The sequence below is a fragment of the Curtobacterium flaccumfaciens pv. betae genome (assembly GCF_026241855.1).
Taxonomy (GTDB): domain Bacteria; phylum Actinomycetota; class Actinomycetes; order Actinomycetales; family Microbacteriaceae; genus Curtobacterium; species Curtobacterium flaccumfaciens.
The window spans coordinates 3,423,210-3,447,187 of the sequence record NZ_JAPJDC010000001.1 but is presented as its reverse complement, the minus strand read 5'-3'; the positions used below and the strand labels follow the sequence as shown (position 1 = coordinate 3,447,187).

Here is a 23,978-nt window from a genome sequence, read left to right as displayed (position 1 = left end):
ATCAGCCCGCCTGGAGGCCCGGTGCGCGTCCCGCGGGTCGGCGGTCGTTCCTAGGATGGTTCCGTGAGTGAACCGAGTCCGGCGCGACCCGTCCGCAGCGAGGCATCCGTTGGCGTGGTGCAGGCCATCGTGGCCTACGGGCTCTGGGGGCTGATGCCCCTGCTCTTCGCCGCCATGGCCCCCGCGGCGGCGTTCGAGATCGTGTCGTGGCGGATCGTCTTCGGCCTGGTGTTCTGCGCGGTGGCGATCGCGGTGACCCGGTCGTGGCTCCGCACCCGCACCCTGATGGCCCAACGCCGTGTGATGCTCGTGATGGGGCTCGCCGCCGTCCTGATCCTGGTCAACTGGACCGTCTACGTCCTCGCGACGACCACCGGCCACACCGTCGAGGCGGCGCTCGGCTACTTCATCAACCCGCTCGTCACGATCGCGCTCGGCGTGGTGGTCCTGCGCGAACGCCTGCGTCCGGCGCAGTGGGCAGCCGTCGGGCTGAGCGTCGTGGCGGTCGTCGTCATCGCGATCGGCTACGGGCAGATGCCGTGGATCTCGCTGGCCCTGGCGTTCTCGTTCGGACTGTACGGCCTGGTGAAGAAGCGGGTCGGCGGCACCGTGGACGCCCTGAGCGGCCTGACGATCGAGACCGTGTGGCTGCTGCCGATCGCGGTCGTGGCGCTGGTGGTGCTCGGTGTGACCGGGCTCGGTGGCGGCGTGACGTTCACGAGCGAGGGCTGGGGGCACTCGGTCATCACCGTGCTGACCGGCCCGGCGACCGCGGTGCCGCTGCTGCTCTTCGCGTCGTCGGCTCGGCGGGTGAGCCTGTCGACGCTCGGGCTGACCCAGTACCTGGCGCCCGTGATGCAGCTGCTCGTCGGGGTGCTGGTGCAGCACGAGGAGATGTCCGCCGGGCGCTGGTTCGGCTTCGGCATCGTGTGGCTCGCGCTCGTGGTGCTGACGGCGGACTCGTTCGCCGCCGCGCGGGCGTCCCGTCGCCGGGCGCTCGCACCCACCCGGGTCGAGCCGGTCTGACGAACGCACCACGGGCCTCCAGTCCGCCCGTCGGTCCGTCCTGCACCCGGTGACGGACACTGCCGGGCGTCCGGCCACCGACGCGAAAGCGACAGTCCCCCACGGAAGTTCCGTGGGGGACTGTCGCTTTCGCGAGCGGTGCTGGGCTGAGCCCTACTTCTTCACCGCACCCTGGATGGCGCTCTGGTAGACGGGCTTGTTGTCGGCGTCGAACTTGTAGATGCCGATGTAGGCGGCCGACGGGTCGTTGTTCTCGTCGAACGGACCGATGCCGGACGGGCCGGTGTAGTGGATGTCCTTGCCGTCGTCCAGGAGCGTCTTGCACTCCTTGAACGTCGCGCACTCGGTGCCGCCGTCAGCACCCGACACCGCAGCCATGTTGGCCTGGATGGTGCCGGAGTCGGTGCCCTTGCCCTTCACCGCGGCGAGGGCGGCGAGGACGGTGGCGTCGTAGGACTCCGCCGCGTACGAGTAGTCGGCGAGCGTCTTGCCCGACGAGTCCTTGTAGAACGCAGCGAGCTGCTTCTTGAAGTCGTCCTTCGGCGAGGCACCGGGGATGGTGCCCTGGGCGCCGGTCAGGGTGCCCTTGTCGAAGTCCTTCGAGTAGTCCGCCGTGTTGCCGTCGGACATGTAGATCTTCGCTTCGTTGCCCTGCGAGACGAGCTCCGGGATGATCGACTTCGTCTCGTCGAAGGCGAGGACGACGATCGCGTCGGGCTTCGCGGCCAGGGCCGCGGTCACCTCGGACGAGAACGTGGTCTGGCCGGGCGGGAACTCCTGGCCCTCACCCTTGCCGCCGTAGACGACCTGGCCGCCCGACGCCTCGACCGCAGCCTGCACGGAGTTGCGGAGGCCGGTGCCGTACGTGTCGTTGAAGACCAGGAAGGCGACCTTCGCGTTGCCGTCACCGGTCACGAGCTGGCCGAGCGCGGAACCCTGCACCGAGTCCGGCGGTGCGGTCCGGTAGTAGTACGACGAGTAGCCGGAGAGGTCGGTCGCGGTGTTCGCGGGCGAGATCTCGACGATGCAGTTGCTCGTCAGCTGGTCGATGACGTTCAGCGTGACGGACGAGGACTCGGCGCCGATCGCGACCGGCACCTTCGCGTTGACGAGCTTCGTCGCGGCGGAGCTCGACACGGTCATGTCATTGCTGTCACCGGAGTCGGTCGCCGGGTCGATCGTGACGTCCTTGTCGAGGACGCCGCCCGCGGCGTTGATGTCCTTGACGGCCAGGCCGACACCGGACTCGGCCGGCGGGTTGAGGTAGGCCAGCGAACCGGTCAGGGGCAGGATCGTGCCGATCTTCAGCGCGTCCGTACCGGGGGTGTCCGGGGCCTTGCAGCTGGCGGCGGGATCCTTCTTCGCATCGCTCGACGCCGAGCTCGAGGGGGAAGCACTGCCGGTGGTGGAACACGCGGCGAGGAGGACGGCTGCTGCGCCCGCCAACGCCAGTGCCGCGGTGGCACGGGTGGTTCTGATCATCCGTGGAGCCCTTTCTCTGCGCGGAGGCTGTGCCGCTTCGGGTGAATGCGACGCCTCCACTGGATGTCGAGAAACGTAGGGTCCATGTGTTTCGCCCGTGTGACGGGGCGGTACGCAAAGGTGTTTCGTTACCGAGCCGTGACGTTCCTGTGCGCAGGGACAGGGATCGGCACAGGAGCGGCGGTGCCAGCGTGGCGACCCGACCTGCGCCAGGCGGATGGTCCGGCAGGGCGCCCGGGAGGCCCGGCGTACGTTCCGCCGCATGAGCGACTTCCAGCCCACCAAAGCCATCGTCACCGGCTCCGAATCCGGGATCGGCCGTGCGACCGCCGTCGTACTCGCCGAAGCCGGCATGGACGTCGGCATCACCTACCTGTCCGAGCCCGACCGTGCCGAGGAGACCGCGGAGGAGGTCCGGAAGACCGGTCGTCAGGCCTTCGTCGAGCAGATCGACGTCTCCGACCTCGCCGGGGCCGCCGCCGTCGTCGACCGACTCGTCTCGCAGCTGGGCGGCGTCGACGTCTTCGTGGCCGACGCCGGCACCGGCGACAACGCCCCGTTCCTCGAGATGACCCTCGACCAGTGGCGCCACACGGTGTCGACCGACCTCGACGGCGCCTTCGTCACGATGCAGGCCGCCGCGAAGCACATGGCGCAGGCCGGCACCGGCGGCCGGATCATCGGCATCACGAGCGTGCACGAACACCAGCCCCGCTACGGCTCGAGCGCCTACGACGCCGCCAAGCACGGGCTCGGCGGCCTGCTGAAGACCATGGCGATCGAGCTCGCCGAGCACGGCATCACCGTGAACGCCGTCTCCCCCGGCGAGATCGCCACCCGGATGACCGGCGCCGAGGACGAGGACCCGCACACCATCGACCGCCCCGGTGTCCCGCTCGGCCGTCCGGGCAACGCGTGGGAGATCGCGGCAGCCGTGGCGTTCCTGGCCTCGCGTGCGTCGTCCTACATCACCGGGGTGTCCCTGCCGGTGGACGGCGGGATGCTGCAGATGGGCCCGCACGGCGGCTCGCACATCACGTCGAACGACTGGCGTTCGGCGTAGGAGCTCGGCCGGCGCTCTGGCGGTCCGGCGCTCTGGCGGTCCGGCCGGTCCGGCGGTCCGGCGGTCCGGCCAGCGGGCCGGTCGCCGGGCTGGTCAGCTCGGCTGGCTGGCTTCCTCGTCGAGTTCGGCCTGGGACCGCAGGACGCAGAACTCGTTGCCCTCCGGGTCGGCGAAGACCACCCATCCGCCGTCCGGGTGGCGCAGGTCGGCGAGCTCCACGGCACCGATGCCGCGGAGCCGCTCGACCTCTTCGTCGCGGGTGCGGTCGGTGGGGCGCAGGTCGAAGTGGATCCGGTTCTTCACGGTCTTCGCCTCGGGCACCTGGATGAAGAGCTCGGTGTGCGATCGGTCGGGTGCCGTGATCTCGCACTCCTCGTGTCCGGGAGCGTTCGGGTCGTCGGGAAGGTCGACGTACCCGAGCACCTGCTTCCACCACTCCGACTGGGCGTAGGCGTCGCGGGAGTCGATCGTGGTGTGTGAGACGGCGCTGACCATGCGGTGACACTACCGCCGGGTAACGCAGCACGCCGGGGGTGAAGACGCCGTCGTGGTGCTCTGACGCCGCGGTGCTCGCGAGACGCCGCCGAATTCGGTGGCGTTTCGGGGACTCGGCGGCGTCCAACCCACACGACGGCGTCTTGCGCTCTCCGCCAGCCGCTGCTCACGAGTCCGGCTGGCGACGTGCGCTGATCGGCGCAGCACGGAACAAGGGGAGCCCGGCAGCCGACAGCACCGCAGCCAGCGCACGTGCATCCCCGGCCTCCCGCATCGTCCACCGCGCGAACCCGCGTACCTCCGGCAGTCGACGGAAGGTGTCCTCACGGGTCTTCTCGTCCCAGAGGGCTCGGGGGACGTCGTACTTCAGGCGACCGTCGAACTCCCCGATCACGCCTGCGTCGGGCCACCAGAAGTCCGTTCTGAACCTGCCGCGCGGCGTCTCGAACTCGTGCTGCAACTCCGGGGCAGGAACCCCGAGGAGATGAGCGGTGACGCGGCTGATCGACTCCCCCGGGGATTCGGCCCGCGCATCTGCGAAGGCGACCGCCGCAGCAGCCTGTCGGCATCCACGCACGCGTCCGAGGGCTTCGAGTGCGCCGGCGAGTACATCACGACGGAGCAGGTCGAACCGGAGCACGTGGTCGAGGACGACGACGGCGTGGGTGAACGACTGCCGCCGTGCGATGTCGAGGACCGTCCGCTCGAGGGACGTCGTCGGGATACCGCCGACCACGACGCGCTCGCCGCTCCGGATCCGCCCGGTGTGACGAACGACGCCCCGACCGGTGTGCGTCTTGTCGAGCCGGACGTCGATCACGTGCAACCGCCAGTCGGCAGCGTCGAAGTCGGGCAACCCCCAGAGCGCCGCGGCCGAGGTCCCCGAGACGACGCAGTCGGACTCCAGGGACCCGTACCGTGCGCGGACGAACAGGCGCCGGCGTTCCAGGAGTGAGAGTGCCTCCCACTCGGGGCGTTCGACGGCGGCGCCGTGGAACAGACGCACCGGTTCGTGCAGGGCCGACGGGACACGGACCAGGACGGTCTGGGCGAGCGCGTTCATGCCGGCAGCTTGGAACGCGGCCACGGCGCGCGGCGACTCGCACGTCGGACCGGTGGAGAGCCTCCAGGCCGTTGTCGGCTGTGGAGGAGTCGCAAGACGCCGTCGTCTCCGCACCACGCCCGGAAAGCGTTGAGACGCCGCCGAATTCGGCGGCGTCTCAACGACACGACGGCGTCTTCCGGACCAGACTTGGCCCGGACCAGCACTCAGCTGCGGTAGTTCGGCGCCTCGACGACCATCTGCACGTCGTGCGGGTGGGACTCCTTGAGCCCCGCCGCCGTGATCCGGACGAACTTGCCACGGGCCTTCAGCTCGGGGATCGTGCGACCGCCGACGTAGAACATCGACTGCCGCAGCCCACCGGTGAGCTGGTAGACGACGTTGCCGACCGAACCGCGGTAGGGCACCTGGCCCTCGATGCCCTCGGGGATGAGCTTGTCGTCGTTCGGCACGTCCGCCTGGAAGTAGCGGTCCTTCGAGTACGAGGTCTTCTTGCCACGGGTCTGCAGAGCCCCGAGGGACCCCATGCCGCGGTAGGCCTTGAACTGCTTGCCGTTCACGAACACCAGGTCACCGGGGGACTCGTCGGTGCCGGCCAGCAGCGAGCCGAGCATGACGGTGTCGGCACCGGCCACCAGGGCCTTCGCGATGTCGCCCGAGTACTGCAGGCCACCGTCGGCGATGATCGGCACACCGGCTTCGCGTGCGGCGAGGGAGGCCTCGTACACGGCGGTCACCTGCGGCACACCCACACCGGCGACGACGCGCGTGGTGCAGATGGAGCCCGGGCCGACACCGACCTTGACGGCGTCCACACCGGCGTCGATGAGCGCCTGGGCGCCCGCGCGGGTGGCGACGTTGCCGCCGATGACGTCGATCGCGTCGAACGTCGGGTCGGCCTTGAGGCGGCGGACCATGTCGAGCACGCCTTCGCTCTCACCGTTGGCGGTGTCGACGACGAGCACGTCGACGCCGGCGTCACGCAGGGCCTCGGCACGCTGCCACGCGTCGCCGAAGAAGCCGATCGCGGCGCCGACACGGAGTCGGCCCTCGTCGTCCTTCGTGGCGTCCGGGTACTGCTCGCTCTTGTCGAAGTCCTTGACGGTGATGAGGCCGCGGAGCTTGCCCTCGGCGTCGACCAGCGGCAGCTTCTCGATCTTGTGCTGCGCGAAGATGGCGATCGCCTCTTCGGGGTCGATGCCCTCCATCGCGGTGATCAGCGGGGCCTTCGTCATGACGTCGCGCACGTACGTGGTGGCCTGCTCGAACGTGGCCACGAAGCGCATGTCGCGGTTCGTGATGATGCCGACGAGGGTGCCGTCCTGCTCGACGACCGGCAGGCCGGAGACACGGAACTGGCCGCAGAGCGCGTCGACCTCGGCCACGGTGGCGTCCGGGGTGGTGGTCACCGGGTTGGTGATCATGCCCGACTCGGAGCGCTTGACCTTGTCGACGTAGGCAGCCTGGTCCTCGATGGACAGGTTGCGGTGCAGGATCCCGATGCCGCCCTGGCGCGCCATGGCGATGGCCATGCGGGCTTCGGTGACGGTGTCCATCGCGGCGGAGAGCAGCGGGACGTTGACGGAGATCCGCTTGGTGAGCCGGGACGCCGTGGACGCCTCGCTCGGGATGACGTCGGTGTGCCCGGGCAGCAGCATGACGTCGTCGTACGTGAGTCCGATGAATCCGAACGGATCCGGCTGGTCCATGGGTCCCCTTCGTGGGCGAGTGAAGTGTCGAGACACCGGGAACACGACGACGGGTTCCGGATAGGACATGGTAACGCGAGCGGCTGTCGCCGCATTCCGCCTGGAGGCACGGATCGCGCCCGCCTCGGAGCATTCCTCCACAACGTCACAGTTCGGGTACGAATCACACAGGGAACGTGTTGGAAACACGGGTGTCACAAAATCCCCATAGGTTCCTCGTCATCCGAACGAGAGGCTCTTCCGTGGGATCCATCACTCCTCCGGGACGGGCGCAGCCGCGCCTGTTCCGCCTCCGCCACGCACGACGACGACCGGTCCTGGCGGCCGTGCTCGTCGCCGCGTTCCTGGCGACCTTCCTGATCGACTGGGCGGTCACCCTGCCGGCCTTCAGTGCCACCTCGGCACCCGCCACCAGCCAGGCGTGCACCGTCAGCCCCGACAACGGGTGCATCCAGGGCACGATCACCGACTCCGAGCGTGAACCGGCCGAGGGCGTCGACGTCGACGTGACCGGCCCGAGCGGCTTCGACCAGACGGCCACGACCAACGGCGACGGCCGCTGGTCCGTCAGCGTCGACACGGCCGGCGAGTACACGGTGAGCGTCGACCAGGGCACCCTGCCGAAGGGCCAGTACCTGACGAACGCCGCCGACGCCGAGCGCAAGGTGCAGGCCACCCTGAACGCCAACGTCGGGCAGATCTTCCAGCTGTCCGACCAGAAGGGCGCCACGACCTCGACGGACTCGTCGGGTGTGAGCATCCAGCGGGCCTGGCAGCAGTTCGCCTCCGGGCTCCGGCTCGGGCTGCTCATCGCCCTGGCGTCCATCGGGCTCTCGCTCATCTACGGCACGACGGGGCTGTCGAGCTTCTCGCACGGTGAGCAGGTCACCCTCGGCGGTCTGCTGGCGCACGTGTTCGCCAACCAGCTCGGCTGGAACATCTGGGTCACCGGCATCGTCGTCACGCTGTTGTGCGCCGCGACCGGGTACCTGCAGGACGCCGCGATCTGGCGGCCACTCCGGCGACGGCGCATCAGCCTCACGCAGCTCATGATCGTGACGATCGGTCTGTCGATCGCCGCCCAGTACGCGTTCCAGTACTTCTTCGGAGCCTCGACGGTCCGCATCCAGCAGGGCAACCCGGAGACCGTGCGGTTCGCCGGCGTCACCCTCACGGTGCAGTCCTACGTCGCCATGGGGATCGCCCTCGTGGTCCTGGTCGCGACCGGGCTCTTCCTGGCGAAGACGCGCTTCGGCCGGGCGACCCGCGCCGTGTCCGACAACCCGGCGCTCGCCGCGGCCTCCGGCATCGACGTCGACCGGGTGATCCGCTTCGTGTGGACGCTCGCCGCCGGCCTCGCGGGGCTCTCCGGCGTGATGCTCGGACTCGTCCTGAACGGCGTGAACTGGCAGACCGGGCTCCAGCTGCTCCTGCTCATGTTCGCCTCCGTCACGCTCGGTGGCCTCGGCACCGCGTACGGCGCCCTGGTCGGCTCGATGATCATCGGCGTCGTCGTGGAGCTCACGAACCTGGTGCTCCCCGGTGACTTCAAGTACGCCACCGCCCTCGTCATCCTCATCCTCATCCTGCTGTTCCGGCCGCAGGGCATCTTCGGCCGCGCCGAGCGGATCGGCTAAGGGAGCACGCGCATGGACTACATCCTCAACCTGCTGTCCTCGCTCACCCAGGAGGCACTCGCCCCGACGACGGCCGCGTTCGCCCTGGCCGCGATCGGCCTGAACGTGCACTTCGGGCTCACCGGCCTCGTGAACATGGGCCAGGCGGCGTTCCTGCTGCTCGGCGCCTACGGCTTCGCGATCTCGATCACCAACGGACTGCCGTTCGTGATGGCGGTCCTCATCGCCCTGCTCGTCGCGATCGTGTTCGCGATCATCCTCGGCATCCCGACCCTGCGGTTGCGCGGCGACTACCTGGCGATCGTCACGATCTCCGGCGCCGAGATCATCCGCATGGTCGGTCGCTCGAGCCTGCTCACCTCGACCACGGGCGGCTCGAACGGCATCACCGGGTCGAGCTACCGCGACCCGTTCACCGCCCTCAGCCCACTGCCCGACGGCACCACCACGATCCTGTGGTTCACGTACGCGAACAACGGCGTCAACGGCTGGTGGATCCGCATCGCGGCGTGGGCCATGGTCGCCCTGTTCACCCTGGTGCTCTTCCTGCTCATGCGCAGCCCGTGGGGCCGCGTGGTGAAGGCCATCCGCGAGGACGAGGACGCCGTCCGCTCGCTCGGCAAGAACGTCTACTCGTACAAGATGCAGGCGCTCGTGTTCGGTGGGGCGCTCGGTGCGATCGCGGGCATCATCTACGTGCTGCCGAGTTCGGTGCAACCGGACGCCATGGGCCGCTCGATGACGTTCTTCATCTGGACGGCGCTCATCCTCGGTGGTGCGGCGACGGTGTTCGGACCGGTGCTCGGAGCCGTGCTCTTCTTCGTCGTCCGGCTCTTCATCCGCACGCTGGCCGGCGACTTCATCCCCGACTCGATCATGAACGCGCAGCAGGCCGAGCAGTTCTCGTACGTCCTCGTCGGCGTCGCGCTCATGCTGCTCATCGTGTTCCGTCCACAGGGGTTGCTCGGCAACAAGAAGGAGCTGACGTTCAGTGTCTGAGACCTACGGCCACCCCAAGGCCGACCCGATCCTCACCGTCGACGACGTCACCCGCCGCTTCGGGGGCATGACCGCCGTGGACGTCGACCACCTCGAGGTCCAGCGCGGTTCCATCACGGCCCTGATCGGCCCGAACGGCGCCGGCAAGACCACGTTCTTCAACCTGCTCACCGGGTTCGACAAGCCGAGCCCGGGTGCGAAGACCCAGTTCAACGGCGCCACGCTGCAGAAGACGAGCGCGACGCACATCGCGAACAAGGGCATGGTCCGCACCTTCCAGCTGACCAAGGCGCTGTCCCGGCTCACCGTGATGCAGAACATGCTGCTCGGTGCCCGCGACCAGCCCGGCGAGAACTTCTTCGCCGCCCTGGTCAAGCCGGTGTGGGCGAAGCGGGAGCGCGAGATCACGGCCAAGGCCGAGGACCTCCTCGCCCGGTTCAAGCTCGACACGAAGGCGGACGACTACGCCGGTTCGCTGTCCGGCGGGCAGCGCAAGCTGCTCGAGATGGCCCGGGCGCTGATGTCCGACCCGACGATGATCATGCTCGACGAGCCGATGGCCGGTGTGAACCCCGCGCTCACCCAGTCGCTCCTCGGGCACATCCAGTCCCTGCGCGACGACGGCATGACCGTGCTCTTCGTCGAGCACGACATGCACATGGTCCGGCACATCTCGGACTGGGTGGTCGTGATGGCCGAGGGGAAGGTCGTCGCCGAGGGCCCGGCGGACACGGTGATGGACGACCAGGCCGTGATCGACGCCTACCTCGGTGCGCACCACGACACCGACCTGGGTGACGACTCGCTCCTCACCGAGGAGACCTTCGAGGAACTGGCGGAGGAAGTCGCCGAAGAGGACGCAGCAGAGGAGACGACCCGATGACGGACGCAACGGACCCCACGAACGCGAGCAGTGCCTCCAGTCCGTCCCCGGCGGCCACGCTGGAACGCGAGCCGGTGCTCAGCGCGAAGAACCTCGTCGCCGGCTACCTGCCGGGCGTGAACATCCTGAACGGCTGCGACCTGGACTGCTACCCGGGTGAGCTCATCGGCATCATCGGGCCGAACGGTGCGGGCAAGTCGACGCTCCTCAAGGCGCTGTTCGGCCTCGTGTCCATCCGCGAGGGATCGGTGACCCTGCAGGGGGACGACATCACGAACCTCAAGGCGAACAAGCTCGTGCAGGCCGGTGTCGGCTTCGTGCCGCAGACGAACAACGTGTTCCCCTCGCTGTCGATCGAGGAGAACCTGCAGATGGGGCTGTACCTGCGGCCCCGGAAGTTCGCCGAACGGCTCGAGGTCATCTACGACCTGTTCCCGGTCCTCGCCCAGCGGCGCAACCAGCGGGCCGGATCGCTCTCGGGTGGTGAGCGGCAGTCCGTCGCGATGGCCCGTGCGCTGATGATGGACCCGAAGGTGCTGCTGCTCGACGAGCCGAGCGCCGGACTGTCCCCCGTGCGCCAGGACGAGACGTTCCTGCGGACCCGCCGGATCAACAAGGCCGGTGTGTCGATCATCATGGTGGAGCAGAACGCGCGACGCTGTCTGCAGATCTGCGATCGTGGGTACGTGCTCGATCAGGGGAAGAACGCGTACTCGGGCACCGGGAAGGAACTCGCTGACGACCCCAAGGTCATCGAGCTCTACCTGGGGACGCTCGCCAAGGACGTCGACGCACAGCGCTAGCGCTGTCGTCGACTACGGGTACCGCTGTGGGGGTGGTATCCGTGACGGGTGGGGCCGTGCGTGGTCGCTTCGCGCCGCACGGCCCCGCTCCTGTACCCGGCCCGGAGGCGCGGCTCGCCCCGCGTCGCATGACTGTGGTCGCATGACGCCGTCGTGTTCCGTTGACGCCGCGGTCCCGTCGAGACGCCACGAAATTCGGCGGCGTCTCGTGGGCGTGGCGGTGTCCTGCGCGGACGACGGCGTCTTCCGGGTACGACGGCGTCGCCCGTCGTACCCGGCCAGGAGGCGCGGCTCGCCCCGCGCGGGTCGGTATCGTTCCGCGGGTGCGCACCTCTGGACCCCTCGTGCTCGACGCCCTCGTCTGGCTCGTGTTCATCGCGCTCTTCGTCGGGGCGGCGTTGCTCGTCAAGGTCGCGGCCGTGCTGCTCGTCGTCCTCGTGGTGCTCGCGCTCCTGCTCGGCTTCGTGCTGCGGGCGCTCCGGAAGCGCCGACGGGCGCCGCGGCGTCCGCGCTGACGACTGCGTGGTGACGGCTCCGCGCTGACGACTGCGTGGTGACGGCTGCGTGGTGCGAGGTTCCGCACGTCGTGCGACCCTCGCGACCTCGCACCGAACACGGAACCTCGCACCGTACGCGGCAGGCCTCGCACGGTGCGAGGGCGCCCTCCGCCCGCACCGTCCGGCCCGTGCACGCCGCAGAGCCCGCCCGGTAGGCTGTCCGAGTGAGCGAAGTCGAGATCGGTGCAGGCAAGCGCGGACGTCGGGCGTACGCGTTCGACGACATCGCAGTGGTCCCCTCCAGGCGGACGCGTGACCCGCGCGACGTCAGCGTGCAGTGGTCGATCGACGCGTTCACGTTCGCGTCGCCGATCCTGTCGGCGCCGATGGACTCCGTGTCCTCGCCGGCGACGGTCATCCAGATGGGCAAGCTCGGCATCCTCGGTGTGCTCGACCTCGAAGGTCTGTGGACCCGCTACGAGGACCCGACCCCGTACTACGACGAGATCAAGTCGCTCACCGACGGCAACGTCACGAAGCGCATGCAGGAGATCTACTCCGAGCCGATCAAGGCCGAGCTGATCACAGCACGCCTGGCCGAGATCCGCGCAGCCGGGGTGCCGGTCGCCGGTTCGCTCAGCCCGCAGCGCACCCAGGAGTTCTCGAAGACGGTCGTCGACGCCGGTGTCGACCTGTTCGTCATCCGCGGCACCACGGTCTCGGCCGAGCACGTCTCCCAGACCGAGGAACCCCTCAACCTCAAGAAGTTCATCTACGAGCTCGACGTCCCGGTGATCGTGGGCGGTGCCTCGACCTACACGTCGGCGCTGCACCTCATGCGCACCGGTGCCGCTGGCGTGCTCGTCGGCTTCGGTGGCGGCGCTGCGTCGACCACCCGCGCCGCGCTCGGCATCCACGCCCCGATGGCCACTGCCGTCGCGGACGTCGCCGGGGCCCGTCGTGACTACCTCGACGAGTCGGGCGGCCGCTACGTGCACGTCATCGCCGACGGCGGGCTCGACACCGCAGGCGACATCGTCAAGGCCATCGCCGTGGGCGCCGACGCCGTCATGCTCGGCACCGCACTGGCCCGTGCGACCGAGGCTCCGGGTGGTGGCTACCACTGGGGTGCCGAGGCGCACCACCCCGAGCTGCCCCGCGGCCGCCGGGTCGAGGTGGGCACGATCGCCCCGCTCGAGAACGTCCTGAACGGCCCGACGCCGACCCACGACGGCCGCGCGAACCTCGTCGGTGCCTTGCGCCGCTCGATGGCGACGACCGGATACTCCGACGCCAAGGAGTTCCAGCGAGTAGAAGTGGTCGTGGCGCCGTACCACCAGTGACGGTGGCACCCGGGCACGACCCCGGGTGACGCCACGGCGCCGACCGTGACCCGGAGGCGACGATGGCCAAGTCCAGCACGACGAAGCAGACCAGCACGGCCGGACGTCCACGTGACGTCGCGCCCGGCGTGGGGTTCGACCCCGCGGCGAAGCTCGGCCCGGACGAACGTGCGGCCGCGATCGAGACGCTGAAGACCAAGGAGCTCGACGTCCTGGTCGTCGGCGGCGGGATCGTCGGTGCGGGCAGTGCGCTCGACGCCGTGACCCGCGGCCTGAGCGTCGGCATCGTCGAGGCCCGCGACTGGGGCTCGGGGACGTCGAGCCGCTCGTCCAAGCTCGTGCACGGCGGCATCCGCTACCTGGAGCAGCTCAACTTCGCGCTCGTCCGCGAGGCCCTCATCGAACGCGGCCTGCTGCTCCAGCGCATCGCCCCGCACCTGGTGAAGCCTGTGCGCTTCCTCTACCCGCTCAACCACCGGGTGTGGGAGCGCTTCTACATCGGCATCGGCATGGCGATGTACGACGTGTTCAGCTGGTCCGGCGGCCGTCCGCCCGGCGTCCCGCACCACCGGCACCTGAGCCGGAAGCAGGTGCTCAGGAACATGCCCGGGCTCAAGAAGGACGCCTTCGTCGGCGGCATGACGTACTACGACGCCCAGGTCGACGACGCCCGCTACGTCGCGTCGCTCGTGCGCACCGCGGCCTCGTACGGCGCCGAGGCAGCGAGTCGCGTCCGCATCGAGGGGTTCATCAAGGTCGGAGAGCGCGTGGTCGGCGCGCAGGCCCACGACATCCAGACCGGCGAACGGTTCGAGATCCGCGCGAAGCAGGTCGTCAACGCCACCGGTGTCTGGACCGACGACACCCAGGCGATGATCGGCACCCGCGGCCAGTTCAAGGTGCGGGCGTCGAAGGGCGTCCACCTCGTGATCCCCCGGGACCGGTTCCAGTCCAACACGGGCATGATCCTGCGCACCGAGAAGAGCGTGCTCTTCGTCATCCCGTGGGGCCGGCACTGGCTCGTCGGCACGACCGATACCGACTGGTACCTCGACAAGGCGCACCCGGCAGCGACCGCGGCGGACATCGACTACATCCTCGAGCACGTCAACAAGGTGCTCGCCGTCCCGCTCACCCGCGAGGACGTCGAGGGCGTCTACGCCGGACTCCGCCCGCTCCTGGCGGGGGAGTCCGACCAGACCTCGCAGCTCAGCCGGGAGCACGTCGTCGCCCACACCGTCCCGGGCCTCGTCGTGGTCGCCGGCGGCAAGTGGACCACCTACCGGGTGATGGGCAAGGACGCCATCGACGAGGCCGTCGCGGCCATGGACGGCAGGATCCCGGAGTCGACGACCGAGGACATCCCGCTCCTCGGCGCCGAGGGGTACCCCGCTGCGTGGAACCGACGCGCCCGCACCGCACGGAGCTTCAACGTGCACAAGGTGCGCATCGAGCACCTGCTCAACCGGTACGGCACCCTCGCGACCGAGGTGCTGCAGCTCGTCGAGCAGGACCCGGCGCTCGCCGAGCCGCTGCCGGGGGCCGACGACTACATCGGCGCCGAGGTCGTCTACGCCGCCTCGCACGAGGGTGCCCTGCACCTGGAGGACGTCCTCGCCCGTCGTACCCGCATCTCCATCGAGGCCTGGGACCGCGGCGAGTCAGCAGCGCCCGTCGCCGCGAAGCTCATGGCGGACGTGCTCGGGTGGGACCAGGAGACGACCGAGCACGAGGTCGCGAACTACCTGAAGCGCGTCGCCGCCGAACGGGAGTCGCAGCTGCAGCCCGACGACGAGAGTGCGGACCGCGTGCGGCTCGAGGCCCCCGACATCGCGTTCGGCTTCGACGAGGACGACGTGGTCGTGGGCGGCGGTCGCTCGGACGGCGCCGAGGGCGCGAAGGCGTCCGACGAGCAGGTCGTCGGCGAGAAGACGAGCGAGCCGGAGTAGCGAGGCCAGCAGACGCCGTCGTGTCACCGAAAAGCCGGCGTCTGCGGGTCGGACAAGACGCCGTCGTGTCGTGTTGACGCCGTCTGGTCGTCGAGACGCCGCCGGATCCGGCGGCGTCTCGGTGTCGACGAGGCGTCTCGACAAGACGACGGCGTCTTGCGGAGTCCACCCGCGCCTCCAGACCGGAAGCACGGAAGACCGGACTGGAGGCCCGTGGTGCGTCCGTCAGACGGCGCGCGCCCGCAGGGCGGCGCGGCGCACGTGCACCGACTGGCCGACCACGAGCACCACCGGGATCGCGATCAGCGCGACGAGGCTCGTCACGTACAGCACGCCCGACCAGATCGTGTGGGCACCACCGCCGACCCCGTAGGCGTCCGCGACGTCCATGCCGAGGGCGATCGCCGCCACGAACGACATCGGCGTCCCCATCACCACGACGGCGAGCAGCACCGCCGCGATGACGTGCGCCGGTGCCCGGGTGATGAGCAGCAGCACCGACAGCCCCGCGGCGAACAGCACGCCGACGACGGCGATCCCGACGACGGTCGCGACGTCCGCCCCGACCGGGAAGCCCTGCTGCGTGAGCTCGGCGTGGATCTCAGCCAGGGTCGCACCGGGGACCGCGGCGAGCGGGTCCAGCACCAGTGCGTCCACCGCCAGCAGCGCTGCGTACAGCGCGACGACCAGCACCCCGACGACGGCCACGACGATCCGTGTTCTCCCCATCCACAGAACAGTAGTGCGCGGAATGCGCGGGGTCACCGGGTGGTTAGCATGGGGGTACTCGAAGAGGGAGCCATCATGGTCGACGTCCATCGCGTCAAACTCCCCGGAGTCGGCGTGCTGCACAGCTTCTACACCGACGACGGTGGCAAGTGCGGTGTCATCACGCACCGGTCGGGGCACTCCGACCTCATCTCGTTCGCCGACGTCTCCGACGGCGCGGACAAGTCCGAGAAGGTCTCGCTGCGTCTCAGCGAGGACGAAGCGCACACGCTCGCCGAGCTGCTCGGCGGCACCCGGATCACCGAGGGCCTCGACAAGCTCGACGAGATCCCCGGGCTCTCCATCGACTGGTTCTCCGTCGACTACGACGACGCCATCGCGGGCAAGCCCCTCGGCGACCTGCACGACTCGGGCTTCATCGGCCTGACCGTCGTCGCCGTGGTCCGTGGCGACAGCGCCAACCCGGCGCCCTCGTCGGACTTCGTCGTCTTCCCCGGAGACACGATCGTCGTCGCCGGTTCCCCCGAGAAGGTCGCCAAGGCGTTCTCCTTCTACCGCAGCGGAGAGCTTGCGGCCGCCTCGGCCGAGGCCCCGCGGAAGATCTAGCGCATGCACCTGGGTGGTGAGCTGCTCACCATCGGTGTGCTCTTCGTCATCGCCTACGTCCTGGGCCGGCTCGGCAAGACCATCGGTCTGCCGGCCATCCCGATCTACATGGTGGTCGGACTCGTCGCGAGTCCGAACACGCCGTGGTTCGGGCTGAGCGTCGAGTCCCACACGATCGAGCTCATCGCGACGTTCGGGCTCATCCTGCTGCTGTTCAACCTCGGGCTCGAGTTCGACCAAGAGGAGTTCTACGGCAACGCCGGCAAGCTCCTGGTGTCGGGCGGCACCTACGTCGTCATCAACATGGGCGTCGGGTTCGCCTTCGGGTTCTCACTCGGCTGGGGTACCCGTGAAGCCCTGATCATCGCGGGCATGACGGCGACGTCCTCGAGCGCCATCGTGACGAAGCTCCTCATCGAGCTCCGGCGCCTGGCGAACGACGAGACCCCGATGATCCTCGGCGTCACCGTGATCGAGGACGTCTTCATCGCCGTCTACCTGGCGATCGTCTCCGTCGTGCTGTCCGGCGACACCAACGTCTGGGCCGTCGTCGGCAAGCTGGCACTCGCGTTCGGGTTCCTCATCGTGATGTTCACGCTCGCGCGCTTCGCGGGAAAGTGGGTCTCGAAGATCTTCGCCACCCGTGACGACGAGCTGTTCACGGTGCTGTTCTTCGGACTCGCGGTCATGTTCGGCGGCATCGGCGACCTGCTCGGCGTGACCGACGCCATCGGTGCCTTCGTCATCGGCCTGCTCTGCGGAGCGACCCGGTACCGCGACCGCATCGAACAGCTCGCCCTGCCGATGCGCGACGTCTTCGCCGCGTTCTTCTTCGTCAACTTCGGGCTCGGCCTCGACCTGTCGACCTTCGGCGAGGTGCTCTGGCCCGTCCTCGGCGCGATCGGCATGACGGTCGTGCTCAACGCGGTCGCCGGCCAGATCGTCGCGCGGATGAACGGCTTCAACGTCCAGCAGGGCATCAACACCGCCGTCATCCTGGTGAACCGTGGCGAGTTCGCGCTGATCCTCGCGACGCTGTCGGCTGCCGCCGGGCTGGAGGCGCGGATCACCGCCTTCGCGGGCCTCTACGTCCTCTGCATGGCCGTCCTCGGGCCGCTGCTCGCGGTGAACTCGGACCGGATCGGCCGCCTCGTGGTGCGCCCGGGCCGGCTCATCCGCCTGCGCGGACGCCTGGGCGGCCGACGTGCCGTCGCCGCGGCAGCCGCTGCCGAGAGCGCCGAAGCGGCCGAGGCCGAGGCGGACGCCACCGCCGCGGCGCGGAAGGCCGAGCGGGACCGCCAGTTCGCCGAGGAGTTCGCGCTCGTCGAGGCAGCTGGCAGGGACGAGCGAGACAATGAGGGGTCCGAGCCGACGTCCGCCCCCGTGACGTCGCCGGTCGAGATCCCCGCCGAGCGCCCCGAGCGCCCGGTCCGACAGCGCGATCCGGAGTACTGATACAGATGTGGGCCGTTGCCCGACGACCGAGGTGGATCGCGCTGCTGTTGCTGGCGCTCGTGCTGGCGGCGGTGTTCGCCGGGCTGGGCAAGTGGCAGCTGGAGCGGTCGATCGCCAACGGCAAGCCCCTGCCGGCGACCACCGAGACCCGCCGCACGCTCGAGGCGGTCACCACCCCCGAGCGCCCCGTCAGCGAGAGTCTCGCCGGGCAGAAGGTCACCGTCACCGGGACCTTCGTCGCCGACGACACCACCGTCCTGACCGGCCGCACCGGGGGTGGGAAGTACCAGACCGTCGGACACCTGGTGGACTCGGACGGTGGGGCGAGCCTCCCGGTCGTCATCGGGTGGTCCGACCAGCGCGGGGCCGCCGTCGCCGGGGGCGAGCGCCTGGCGGACGGGCAGACGCTCACGATCCAGGGTCGCTACTACCCGGCCGAGTCGCCCGACCAGGACGCCTACAAGAAGGGCGAGTACTCCGCGGTCGCCCCCGCCCGGTTCGTGAACATCTGGCAGGCCTTCGACGACCGCATGTACCTCGGGTACGTTGTCGCCGACGGCACCACCGCGAAGGCCGCCGACCTCGGCACCATCGCCGACCGTGCACCGTCGCGCGAGGTCCAGTTCGACTGGCTCAACCTGTTCTACGCGATCGAGTGGGTCGTCTTCGCCGGCTTCGCCGTGTTCCTCTGGTACCGGTTCGTGAAGGACGCCTGGGAGCGCGAGCAGGAAGAGGAGCGCGAGGCAGCGCTCGCCACCGAAGCCGACGCGCTCCGACGGTAGGATTGCCGGCATGGCCCTGACCGTCCGAACCCGTGACATCCCCAAGATCCCGGGGGCGGTGAAGTGGTACCGCGTCTCGGCGTACATCACCGGTGTGCTGCTGCTCGCCCTTGTGGTCGAGGTCATCATCAAGTACACGCCGCTGCAGCTCGAGATGCAGCTCGGCAACGGCCCGTTCTTCGTGCCCAACGGCACGGCGGGCGAGACCCCGGGCACGTTCAACCTGTCGATCGCGATCCTCATCGCCCACGGCTGGCTGTACGTGCTCTACCTCTTCACGGACTTCCGTCTGTGGAGCATCATGCGCTGGAGGCCGTCGCGCTTCCTGCTCATCGCCCTCGGGGGCATCATCCCGTTCATGTCCTTCGTGGTCGAACACCGCATGCAGCAGCAGGCCATGGACACCTACCACGAGCTGATCGCTGCCCAGCAGCGTGAGAAGGAGGCCGCTCGGTGAGCGAGACCGAACAGCGTCCCGTCCTCGTCGTCGACTTCGGGGCCCAGTACGCGCAGCTCATCGCGCGTCGGGTCCGTGAAGCGAACGTCTACAGCGAGATCGTGCCGCACTCCATCACCGCGGACGAGATCCGCGCCAAGGACCCGGCGGCGATCGTGCTGTCCGGTGGTCCGTCGTCCGTGTACGAAGAAGGCGCTCCGTCCCTCGACGGTGACATCCTCGACCTCGGCGTCCCCGTGCTCGGCATCTGCTACGGCTTCCAGGCCATGGCGACCGCCCTCGGTGGCGAGGTCGCGAACACCGGTCTGCGCGAGTACGGCGCCACCGACGTGACCCTCGCCCCCGGCACCAGCACCCTGCTCGGCGACCAGCCGGCGGACCAGGTGACGTGGATGTCGCACGGCGACTCCGTGGCCAAGGCACCGGCCGGCTTCGAGGTGCTCGCCTCGAGCGCGTCGACGCCCGTCGCGGCGTTCGCGTCCGACGAGCGCAAGCTCTACGGCGTGCAGTGGCACCCCGAGGTCAAGCACTCCGTGTACGGCCAGGCCGTGCTCGAGAACTTCCTGCACCGTGCCGCGGGCCTGCCCGGCGACTGGAACTCCAGCAACGTCATCGAGGAGCAGGTCGCCCGCATCCGCGAGCAGGTCGGCTCCGCACGGGTCATCGCCGGGCTCTCCGGTGGTGTCGACTCCGCCGTCGCCGCAGCCCTGGTGCACAAGGCCGTCGGCGACCAGCTGACCTGCGTCTTCGTCGACCACGGACTCCTCCGGGCCGACGAGCGCAAGCAGGTGGAAGAGGACTACGTCGCCTCCACCGGCGTCCGGCTCATCACGATCGACGCCGAGCAGCAGTTCCTCGACGCCCTCGCCGGCGTGAGCGACCCCGAGCAGAAGCGCAAGATCATCGGGCGCGAGTTCATCCGCACGTTCGAGGGCGCGGCCGAGGCACTCGTGCTCGAGGCGCAGGCTTCCGACTCTGATGCCGAGGTCAAGTTCCTCGTGCAGGGCACGCTCTACCCCGACGTCGTCGAGTCCGGCGGCGGAGCGGGCACCGCGAACATCAAGTCGCACCACAACGTCGGCGGCCTGCCCGAGGACATGACGTTCGAGCTCGTCGAGCCCCTGCGCACCCTGTTCAAGGACGAGGTCCGTGCGGTCGGCCGCGAACTCGGGCTGCCCGAGGTCATCGTCGGTCGCCAGCCGTTCCCCGGCCCGGGCCTGGGCATCCGCATCGTCGGCGAGGTCACGAAGGAGCGGCTCGAACTGCTCCGTGCCGCTGACAAGATCGCGCGCGAAGAGCTCACCGCGGCCGGCCTCGACCAGGAGATCTGGCAGTGCCCGGTCGTGCTGCTCGCCGACGTCCGCTCCGTGGGCGTGCAGGGCGACGGCCGGACCTACGGGCACCCGATCGTGCTCCGTCCGGTCTCGTCCGAGGACGCCATGACCGCCGACTGGACGCGTCTGCCGTACGACACCCTCGCGAAGATCTCGAACCGCATCACGAACGAGGTGCCCGACGTCAACCGGGTCGTGCTCGACGTCACGTCGAAGCCGCCGGGGACGATCGAGTGGGAGTAGGGCTCCCCTGAGCAACGGAAGGCCCGGTACGCGTCACGCGTGCCGGGCCTTCGTGCGTCCGGGGGCGCTGCCGGGGTCTTGAGCGGGGGTTTTGCTGCCGCGGGCGGTGCGGGCGCGGTTCGTGGGCGCTGCCGGGTCCGTCGAGTGGTCACAACACCCCGCGGGCCCGGTGCCGAGCGGTCACGAAGTGTCGGTTGGCACCGCCCCGGACGACACTTCGTGACCACTCGGCGGGCGACCGGCGGGGTGTTGTGACCACTGGGACCGCCGCAGGACCGCCGCCGCCCCGCCCCCACTGCCGACCACCGGCCCGGGCGGCAGAGCCGGGGCCGACCACCGGTCCGGGAACGACGAAGGGCCCCGGCAGCGCCGGGGCCCTTCGCGTGTGCGGTGGTGCTAGTTGCGCGAGCTGCTCGCGATGATGGCGAGGATGCGCAGGATCTCGAGGTACAGCCAGACGAGCGTCACGATGAGGCCGAACGCCGCGGTCCAGGCGTAGATGCGGGGTGCGCCGCGCTCGACACCGGTCTTGATCTGGTCGAAGTCGAGGATCAGCGAGTACGCGGCCATCAGCACGACGAACACGCCGATGAGGACCCCGAGCGGGATGCCGAAGAGCGTCACGCCCATCAGGCCGAACGCGCTCTGGGTCACGCCGGTCCACATCAGGACCAGGTTCACGAGGGAGAACGCCATGTACCCGACCATCGCGATCAAGAAGAAGCGCGTGGCCTTCGGGGTCGCGCGGACCTTGCCCGAGCGGAACAGGAGCAGGGTGACGAAGAACACACCGAGCGTGCCGAACACGGCCTGCGCGACGATGCCGTCGGCCTTGGGGAACGCGGTCTGGAAGTAGTTCGAGATACCGCCGACGAACAGCCCCTCGAAGAACGCGTACGTCAGGATCAGACCCGGCGACGGCTTCTTCTTGAAGGTGTTGACGAGCGCCAGGACGAACCCGACGAGCGCGCCGACGATCCAGACGACCGGCGGCAGGTTCCAACCGGCCACCGCGCCGACGACGAGCACGCCGAAGGCGAGCAGCGTCTTGACGATGGTGTCCTCGTACGACATGCGGTCGGTGTCCACCGGGGACGCAGTCGGGCGGTCGTACATGTACTGCAGCTGCTCGGGGGTCATGCCGCCCTGGGCCTGCTGCGGGGTCTGTCCCCAGCCGGCCTGCTGCTGACCAGCACCGCGCCCGCCCCAGGTGTTTGCCCCCTGTGCGTTGAAGGCGGGGGACTGGTCGAAACCGGGCTTGAAGGCCATGGTGTCCTCTTCCTAGGAGATTCGAGTCCTCTCAGCCTAGGGGCGCTCGGTCGCGGAAGGCTGAGGATTCGCGGCGAGCGGACGCGGGCCCAGCGGGCCCCGACGAGGGAAGCCTAGGGTCGCCCGCTGCACGCGCGCCCCGAGGACGTCGAGAGTCCGCCGTCGAGCCCACCCGTCCCGACGGCAGCGCCGGGTAGAGCCAGGTGACGAGCGCGACCGAGATCGTCATGAGCAGGAACCACGCCACGATCTTCGCCGGTGCCACCGGCTGCCACACCGCGAGCTGCGCCGGGTAGCTCCACGCCCCGGCCCAGGTCGCGACGTTCTCCGCCGCCCAGATGAACACCGCGACGAGTCCCATCGCGACGAGCACGGGCATCCGCAGCGTCGCCCGGTGGATCCGGACGTGCATGGTCGTGCGGGCGAAGAGCAGCAGCACGAGCGCGAGCAGCAGGTACCGGGCGTCGGCGACGAAGTGGTGGCCGAAGAAGTTCAGGTAGATCCCGCCCGCCACGACCGCCAGCAGCCACTGCCGCGGGTACCGGTCGAACCGCAGGTCGAACAGTCGGTAGACCCTGACCATGTACGACCCGACGGCGCCGTACATGAAGCCCGAGAACAGCGGCACCCCGGCGACGACGAACAGCCCTCCGGGTTCGTAGGTCCACGAGCCCATGTGGGTCTTGAACACCTCCATCGCGGTGCCGACGACGTGGAACAGCAGCACGACCCGGAGTTCGCGCACGGTCTCGAGCCTGAACACGAGCATCCCGACCTGCAGCAGCACGGCCGCGATCGTCAGGACGTCGTTCCGCATCGCCGCCGGCACGGTCAGGTGCACCACGGCCATGGTCGTGAGCAGCAGCGCCCCGAACGCGCACGCCCAGGCCTGCTTCGCGCCGAACACCAGGAACTCGGTGACGAGCACCCGGACGGGCCGGTGCGGTTGGTGCCCGGCGTCGAGCAGTCGGCGTGCGGCCCGGTCGATCCGGGCCTCGACGGCGGTGGAGAGCGAACGGACGGTCATGCGGTGATGCTCGGTGCCGTCCCTGGGAACGAGGGCCCCCGGAGCCACGGGTGTGTCCCGCGACACAGGTGCCCCGCTGGTCACCCGCGGCCAGTAGGGTCGCGCCATGACCCTCGTGATCGCCCACCGTGGTGCGTCCGGCTACCGCCCCGAGCACTCGCGGAGCGCGTACGAGCTCGCGATCGAGCTCGGTGCAGACGCGATCGAACCGGACCTGGTGCCCACGAGGGACGGCGTCCTGGTGCTCCGGCACGAGAACGAGGTCTCGGGCACCACGGATGTCGCCGACCACCCGGAGTTCCGGCACCTGCGCACGACGAAGACCGTCGACGGCCAGACCCTGACGGGCTGGTTCACCGAGGACTTCACGTGGGCCGAGCTGCAGACGCTCCGTACCCGCGAGCGCCTGCCGGTGCTGCGCCCGGAATCCGCCGAGCACGATGGTGCGCAGCCGATCCTGCGGCTCGTCGACCTGCTCGCGATCCTCGACGCCGCACCCCGCCCGGTCGGGCTCGTCGCCGAGGTCAAGCACGCCGCGTACTTCGACCGCGCCGGGTTCCCGATGGGTGGACTCGTCGACGCCGCGCTCGGCGAGGCCGGGTGGCGGCAGGACGAGCGGCTCACGGTGGAGAGCTTCGAGAAGGGCGTGCTGCGCGACCTGCGCGAGCGGGGGACCGGTGGTCGGCTCGTGTACCTCCAGGAGGCCCGTGGCAGCGCCGCGGACGAGGTCGCGTCCCACGGATCGCTCGCCCCCACCTACGCCGCCGAGCGCTCCGAGGACGCGCTCGCGTCGTTCGCGACCGAGTTCCACGGCATCAGCGTCGACCTCGGCACCCTGATGGCCGGCGTCGACAGCGTCGCGCTCGACGACCCGACGCCGGTGCGCAGCGCGATCGTCGACCGCGCTCACGCCGCCGGGCTCGCGGTGTACACGTGGACGCTCCGGCCGGAGAACCGGTTCCTGCCGTCGCCGCTGCGTCGAGGTGGCGACGTCGCGGCGTTCGGCGACTGGGAGCGGTGGTTCACGTCCGTGATCCGCACCGGACTCGACGGGGTGTTCGCCGACCACCCGGACCTGGCGGTGCTCGCCCGGTCCGCTGTCGGGGGTCCCGCCTAGACTGTCCAGG

22 protein-coding genes are annotated in these 23,978 nt (G+C 69.6%); 15 read left to right on the top strand and 7 right to left on the bottom strand.

Annotated features, from left to right (window positions below; all coding sequences use genetic code 11):
• Positions 1–63: 63 nt before the first annotated feature.
• Entirely contained in the window at positions 64–1,026 is a 963-nt protein-coding gene (rarD, locus tag ORG17_RS16160; protein WP_214526137.1) for an EamA family transporter RarD, read from the top strand.
• Positions 1,027–1,179: 153 nt separating this feature from the next.
• Here the strand turns inward: rarD and ORG17_RS16155 are convergent, their stop codons facing one another.
• Positions 1,180–2,508, bottom strand: coding sequence for an ABC transporter substrate-binding protein (locus ORG17_RS16155; RefSeq protein ID WP_071245441.1), 1,329 nt, complete (start codon positions 2,506–2,508; stop codon positions 1,180–1,182).
• A gap of 262 nt (positions 2,509–2,770) precedes the next feature.
• Between ORG17_RS16155 and ORG17_RS16150 the strand changes: the two genes are divergently transcribed.
• Complete coding sequence (locus tag ORG17_RS16150; RefSeq protein ID WP_214526138.1) at positions 2,771–3,571, top strand: SDR family oxidoreductase; 801 nt, start codon at positions 2,771–2,773, stop codon at positions 3,569–3,571.
• A 93-nt stretch (positions 3,572–3,664) separates the two neighbouring features.
• Here the strand turns inward: ORG17_RS16150 and ORG17_RS16145 are convergent, their stop codons facing one another.
• The 3 genes from ORG17_RS16145 to guaB all read right to left on the bottom strand — a co-directional run bounded on the left by ORG17_RS16145 (position 3,665) and on the right by guaB (position 6,838).
• Entirely contained in the window at positions 3,665–4,066 is a 402-nt protein-coding gene (locus tag ORG17_RS16145) for a VOC family protein (RefSeq protein WP_214526139.1), read from the bottom strand.
• 166 nt (positions 4,067–4,232) lie between these two features.
• Complete coding sequence (locus tag ORG17_RS16140; protein ID WP_214526140.1) at positions 4,233–5,129, bottom strand: hypothetical protein; 897 nt, start codon at positions 5,127–5,129, stop codon at positions 4,233–4,235.
• A 206-nt stretch (positions 5,130–5,335) separates the two neighbouring features.
• A complete protein-coding gene (gene guaB / locus ORG17_RS16135; RefSeq protein ID WP_027466700.1) occupies positions 5,336–6,838 on the bottom strand; it encodes an IMP dehydrogenase in 1,503 nt (500 codons plus the stop codon).
• 326 nt (positions 6,839–7,164) lie between these two features.
• On the opposite strand from guaB, the gene ORG17_RS16130 reads away from it, so the two are divergent.
• The 7 genes from ORG17_RS16130 (at position 7,165) to ORG17_RS16100 (ending at position 14,949) form a co-directional block, all read left to right on the top strand.
• Complete coding sequence (locus ORG17_RS16130; RefSeq protein ID WP_214526159.1) at positions 7,165–8,475, top strand: branched-chain amino acid ABC transporter permease; 1,311 nt, start codon at positions 7,165–7,167, stop codon at positions 8,473–8,475.
• A gap of 12 nt (positions 8,476–8,487) precedes the next feature.
• Positions 8,488–9,474 (top strand): branched-chain amino acid ABC transporter permease, encoded by a 987-nt coding sequence (locus ORG17_RS16125; RefSeq protein ID WP_027466698.1) that lies wholly within the window; start codon positions 8,488–8,490, stop codon positions 9,472–9,474.
• The gene (locus ORG17_RS16120; protein ID WP_027466697.1) at positions 9,467–10,357 is read left to right on the top strand and encodes an ABC transporter ATP-binding protein; all 891 of its coding nucleotides are present in this window, start codon (positions 9,467–9,469) and stop codon (positions 10,355–10,357) included. Before ORG17_RS16125 ends, ORG17_RS16120 begins: the two co-directional genes overlap by 8 nt.
• The gene (locus ORG17_RS16115; protein WP_027466696.1) at positions 10,354–11,160 is read left to right on the top strand and encodes an ABC transporter ATP-binding protein; all 807 of its coding nucleotides are present in this window, start codon (positions 10,354–10,356) and stop codon (positions 11,158–11,160) included. The genes ORG17_RS16120 and ORG17_RS16115 overlap by 4 nt, the downstream gene beginning before the upstream one ends.
• A 323-nt stretch (positions 11,161–11,483) precedes the next feature.
• Positions 11,484–11,675 carry a hypothetical protein gene (locus tag ORG17_RS16110; protein WP_027466695.1) on the top strand — a complete coding sequence of 64 codons (192 nt, stop codon included), beginning with the start codon at positions 11,484–11,486 and terminating at the stop codon, positions 11,673–11,675.
• Between the two features lie 206 nt (positions 11,676–11,881).
• A complete protein-coding gene (locus ORG17_RS16105) occupies positions 11,882–13,000 on the top strand; it encodes a GuaB3 family IMP dehydrogenase-related protein (protein ID WP_027466694.1) in 1,119 nt (372 codons plus the stop codon).
• 62 nt (positions 13,001–13,062) lie between these two features.
• On the top strand, positions 13,063–14,949 hold the full coding sequence (locus ORG17_RS16100) for a glycerol-3-phosphate dehydrogenase/oxidase (protein WP_071245430.1): 1,887 nt from the start codon (positions 13,063–13,065) through the stop codon (positions 14,947–14,949).
• A 225-nt stretch (positions 14,950–15,174) separates the two neighbouring features.
• Here the strand turns inward: ORG17_RS16100 and ORG17_RS16095 are convergent, their stop codons facing one another.
• Positions 15,175–15,678: a hypothetical protein gene (locus tag ORG17_RS16095; RefSeq protein ID WP_214526141.1), complete on the bottom strand. Its 504-nt coding sequence runs from the start codon at positions 15,676–15,678 to the stop codon at positions 15,175–15,177.
• 75 nt (positions 15,679–15,753) lie between these two features.
• On the opposite strand from ORG17_RS16095, the gene ORG17_RS16090 reads away from it, so the two are divergent.
• The 5 genes from ORG17_RS16090 to guaA are packed head-to-tail and all read left to right on the top strand — an operon-like array spanning position 15,754 to position 20,555.
• Positions 15,754–16,284 carry a cation:proton antiporter regulatory subunit gene (locus ORG17_RS16090; RefSeq protein ID WP_214526142.1) on the top strand — a complete coding sequence of 177 codons (531 nt, stop codon included), beginning with the start codon at positions 15,754–15,756 and terminating at the stop codon, positions 16,282–16,284.
• A 3-nt stretch (positions 16,285–16,287) separates the two neighbouring features.
• Positions 16,288–17,739, top strand: coding sequence for a cation:proton antiporter (locus tag ORG17_RS16085; RefSeq protein WP_027466692.1), 1,452 nt, complete (start codon positions 16,288–16,290; stop codon positions 17,737–17,739).
• Between the two features lie 5 nt (positions 17,740–17,744).
• Positions 17,745–18,521, top strand: a complete 777-nt coding sequence (locus tag ORG17_RS16080) for an SURF1 family cytochrome oxidase biogenesis protein (protein ID WP_214526143.1) — start codon at positions 17,745–17,747, stop codon at positions 18,519–18,521.
• A gap of 10 nt (positions 18,522–18,531) precedes the next feature.
• Positions 18,532–18,978: a DUF3817 domain-containing protein gene (locus ORG17_RS16075; RefSeq protein ID WP_027466691.1), complete on the top strand. Its 447-nt coding sequence runs from the start codon at positions 18,532–18,534 to the stop codon at positions 18,976–18,978.
• Positions 18,975–20,555 carry a glutamine-hydrolyzing GMP synthase gene (guaA, locus tag ORG17_RS16070; RefSeq protein ID WP_027466690.1) on the top strand — a complete coding sequence of 527 codons (1,581 nt, stop codon included), beginning with the start codon at positions 18,975–18,977 and terminating at the stop codon, positions 20,553–20,555. Before ORG17_RS16075 ends, guaA begins: the two co-directional genes overlap by 4 nt.
• A 396-nt stretch (positions 20,556–20,951) precedes the next feature.
• Here the strand turns inward: guaA and ORG17_RS16065 are convergent, their stop codons facing one another.
• On the bottom strand, positions 20,952–21,824 hold the full coding sequence (locus ORG17_RS16065) for a Bax inhibitor-1/YccA family protein (RefSeq protein WP_111087755.1): 873 nt from the start codon (positions 21,822–21,824) through the stop codon (positions 20,952–20,954).
• Positions 21,825–21,855: 31 nt separating this feature from the next.
• Entirely contained in the window at positions 21,856–22,851 is a 996-nt protein-coding gene (locus ORG17_RS16060; RefSeq protein ID WP_214526145.1) for a DUF817 domain-containing protein, read from the bottom strand.
• 106 nt (positions 22,852–22,957) lie between these two features.
• Here ORG17_RS16060 and ORG17_RS16055 point away from each other — a divergent pair, with 106 nt between their 5' ends.
• A complete protein-coding gene (locus ORG17_RS16055; RefSeq protein WP_214526146.1) occupies positions 22,958–23,968 on the top strand; it encodes a glycerophosphodiester phosphodiesterase family protein in 1,011 nt (336 codons plus the stop codon).
• Positions 23,969–23,978: the final 10 nt, after the last annotated feature.

Bases quoted from the DNA above. Each gene is read 5' to 3' on its own strand.
- ORG17_RS16125 (WP_027466698.1), top strand. From the start codon at position 8,488: ATGGACTACATCCTCAACCTGCTGTCCTCGCTCACCCAGGAGGCACTC.
- ORG17_RS16100 (WP_071245430.1), top strand. From the start codon at position 13,063: ATGGCCAAGTCCAGCACGACGAAGCAGACCAGCACGGCCGGACGTCCA.
- ORG17_RS16150 (WP_214526138.1), top strand. From the start codon at position 2,771: ATGAGCGACTTCCAGCCCACCAAAGCCATCGTCACCGGCTCCGAATCC.
- guaB (WP_027466700.1), bottom strand. From the start codon at position 6,838: ATGGACCAGCCGGATCCGTTCGGATTCATCGGACTCACGTACGACGAC.
- ORG17_RS16060 (WP_214526145.1), bottom strand. From the start codon at position 22,851: ATGACCGTCCGTTCGCTCTCCACCGCCGTCGAGGCCCGGATCGACCGG.
- ORG17_RS16065 (WP_111087755.1), bottom strand. From the start codon at position 21,824: ATGGCCTTCAAGCCCGGTTTCGACCAGTCCCCCGCCTTCAACGCACAG.
- ORG17_RS16115 (WP_027466696.1), top strand. From the start codon at position 10,354: ATGACGGACGCAACGGACCCCACGAACGCGAGCAGTGCCTCCAGTCCG.
- ORG17_RS16055 (WP_214526146.1), top strand. From the start codon at position 22,958: ATGACCCTCGTGATCGCCCACCGTGGTGCGTCCGGCTACCGCCCCGAG.
- ORG17_RS16095 (WP_214526141.1), bottom strand. From the start codon at position 15,678: ATGGGGAGAACACGGATCGTCGTGGCCGTCGTCGGGGTGCTGGTCGTC.
- ORG17_RS16090 (WP_214526142.1), top strand. From the start codon at position 15,754: ATGGTCGACGTCCATCGCGTCAAACTCCCCGGAGTCGGCGTGCTGCAC.
- ORG17_RS16155 (WP_071245441.1), bottom strand. From the start codon at position 2,508: ATGATCAGAACCACCCGTGCCACCGCGGCACTGGCGTTGGCGGGCGCA.
- ORG17_RS16140 (WP_214526140.1), bottom strand. From the start codon at position 5,129: ATGAACGCGCTCGCCCAGACCGTCCTGGTCCGTGTCCCGTCGGCCCTG.
- ORG17_RS16085 (WP_027466692.1), top strand. From the start codon at position 16,288: ATGCACCTGGGTGGTGAGCTGCTCACCATCGGTGTGCTCTTCGTCATC.
- ORG17_RS16080 (WP_214526143.1), top strand. From the start codon at position 17,745: ATGTGGGCCGTTGCCCGACGACCGAGGTGGATCGCGCTGCTGTTGCTG.
- ORG17_RS16075 (WP_027466691.1), top strand. From the start codon at position 18,532: ATGGCCCTGACCGTCCGAACCCGTGACATCCCCAAGATCCCGGGGGCG.
- ORG17_RS16145 (WP_214526139.1), bottom strand. From the start codon at position 4,066: ATGGTCAGCGCCGTCTCACACACCACGATCGACTCCCGCGACGCCTAC.